At 66.2% G+C, this 2,509-nt stretch carries 3 protein-coding genes; 2 read left to right on the top strand and 1 reads right to left on the bottom strand.

The features are described 5' to 3' along the window. On the bottom strand, positions 1–1,095 hold a 1,095-nt coding region (locus ACYVDE_RS20205; RefSeq protein ID WP_460503338.1), incomplete at its 3' end, for a serine hydrolase domain-containing protein. A 175-nt stretch (positions 1,096–1,270) separates the two neighbouring features. On the opposite strand from ACYVDE_RS20205, the gene ACYVDE_RS20200 reads away from it, so the two are divergent. Continuing rightward, on the top strand, positions 1,271–2,140 hold the full coding sequence (locus tag ACYVDE_RS20200) for a GNAT family N-acetyltransferase (RefSeq protein ID WP_460503337.1): 870 nt from the start codon (positions 1,271–1,273) through the stop codon (positions 2,138–2,140). Next, on the top strand, positions 2,141–2,509 hold a 369-nt coding region (locus tag ACYVDE_RS20195), incomplete at its 3' end, for a glutamate--tRNA ligase family protein (protein WP_460503336.1).

The raw sequence follows: 2,509 nt of genomic DNA, 5'->3' as shown, positions 1-2,509 counted from the left end.
TTCGGCTGCGGCCGCCGTGGCGGTGGGGCGGCAGAACACGGCCATGATGCGCGTCCAGAGCTCGGTGTCGAACGACGAAGCGGCCAGGCGACTGGCTCCGGCCGAGTTGCCCTGGCGTACCACCACGAGGCCCAGGCTGGGCACCACGTAAATCTTTTGGTCGTTTTTGCCGAGGGCGGCGATGAGGTCGGCGGGGGCGGAGGGGATGAGCGGGCCGGGCAGCGTGAGTTGCGAGCCGGGCAGCTTGTAGCTGGGCTGGCCGTTCAGCCACCAGAGGTAGCCGTAGCTGCGGTTCAGCGTCTGGCTGGGCGTGGTCATGGCCTGGAAGTAGGTGGCGTCGGTCATGATTTGCGTGCCGTTCCAGGCGCCGCGGGCGAGGATGAACAGGCCGAAGCGGGCCATGCTGCGGGCCTTGCTCACGAATACGTCGTTGTACCACAGGCCAGTCATGCCGATGCGGTTGCCGAGGCGCTGGTTGGTGTAGGCAGTGATGTTGGCCGCGCCGCTGGCCTGCACCAGCACGTCCTGCAGCTTGCGGTAGGCCCCGGTGTGGTAGGCCCAGCGGGTGGCGGGCGGGGCGAGGTAGAGCAGACAGCCGGGCGCGGTGCTCTCGTTGTCGCAGGGAGCGGGCGGCGAGTCGTCGAGCCCAGTGGTCATCGTGAGCTGGTGCAGCAGTTGAATCTGGCGCTGCTGCGGGCGGGTGGCGCTGGTCCAGCGGCCGAGGTATTGGGAGGTGCTATCGGTGAGGCTTAGCTGGCCGTCCTGCCGGGCCAGGCCAACGAGCGTGGCCGTGAGCGACTTGCCCGCCGAGGCCCAGTACCAGGCCGAGTCGGCGGTATAGGTGCCGTAGTATTGCTCGACCACCATGCGGCCGTCCTTCAAAATCAGCAGCGACTTGCTGCCCTTGCGCCCGGCAAAGGCCAGCAGCGAATCGAGGGGTGTCTGGCACCAGCCCAGGCTGGCGGGCGTGGTGCTGGCCCAGGTGTTGCCGGTGAGCGGCGGGAAGTAGAGGCTAGGCGTTTGGGCGAGGGCGGGGCGGGGCGGCAGAAGCAGCGAGAGAATCAGCAGGCCCGCGAGGAGTAAGGCTTTTTTCATCGGCACAAAGAACTTCAACAGTTGAATATTCAGCTTGACTGACTGTGGCAGCCTTGGTTTAAGGCCGCAGTGCGAATAGTAGCGCAGTTGTAGCGCGAACTTTGTCGTTCGCATCCCGGCATCCATGCAACGAGTGTCGTTTGGGGACGCGAGCGACAAAGTTCGAGCTACTACTATGACGACTCCTATCCTGCGCGTGGCCCGACCCACCGACAACCTGCCGGCCCTTCGGCGTTTCTACTGCGACGGCCTGGGCCTGACGCAGCTGGCGGCGTTCACCGCCCACAACGGCTTCGATGGCCTGATGTTGGGCCACCCCAACGGGCCGTACCATCTGGAGTTCACGCACCAGCCCGGCCACACGGTGGGCCGCGCGCCCACGGCCGATAATCTGCTCGTGTTCTACCTGCCCGAGGCGGCGGAGTGGCAGGCGGCCGTGCAGCGCATGGAGGCGGCCGGTTTCGCGCCGGTGCCATCCTACAATCCTTACTGGGACGTCCACGGCCGCACCTTTGAAGACCCCGACGGCTACCGCGTGGTGTTGCAGCAAGCCGCCTGGGCTCCGCAGGGAGCCGCGCCGTCGGTAATGCTGCGCGATTTCCGGCCCGGCGACCAGCCCATTTTCCGGCAGTTGAACGAGGCATGGATTTCGCGCTACTTCACGCTGGAGCCCGCCGATGTGAAAGCCCTCGACCATCCCGAAGCCTACATTCTAGAGCCGGGCGGGGCCATTCTGTTTGCGGAGCTGCAGGGGCAGGTAGTAGGCACCTGCGCCCTCATCAGAATGCCCGATGGCCAGAGCTACGAGCTAGCCAAAATGGCTGTGTCGCCCGCTGCGCAGGGCCGGCAGATTGGCTACCAGCTGGGTCGGGCGGCGGTGCAGCGCGTGCGCGAGCTGGGCGGCACCCGCGTGTATCTGGAAAGCAACGCTAAGCTGGCCCCAGCGCTAGCCTTGTACCGCAAGCTCGGCTTTCAGGATTTGACGGAACCCAACCCGTCGCCCTACGCCCGGGCCGACGTGCAGATGGAATTGTTGCTGAGCTAGATGGCTACTCAATTTCCCGTCGTTTCGCGCCTCGCGCCCACGCCCAGTGGCTTCCTGCATCTCGGCAACGCCGTGAACTTCGTGCTCACCTGGCTGCTCACGCGGCGGGCTGGCGGTACGCTGCACCTGCGCATCGACGACCTCGACCGCGCCCGCCTGCGCCCGGCGTATCTGGACAATATCTTCCGCGTCATCGACTGGCTGGGGATTGATTACGACCACGGCCCCACCGGCCCCGACGATTTCCTGCGCCACCACTCGCAGCTGCTGCACCTGCCTGAGTATAACCGCGTGCTGCGCCGCCTGGCCCAGCAGCCCGGCTTAGTGCAGGCCAGCCAGCGCACCCGCACCAGCGGCTCCGATACGCCC

Source organism: Hymenobacter agri (genome assembly GCF_054778495.1).
The sequence above is the reverse complement of the archived record's forward strand: the minus strand, read 5'-3'. Positions and strand labels throughout refer to the sequence as shown.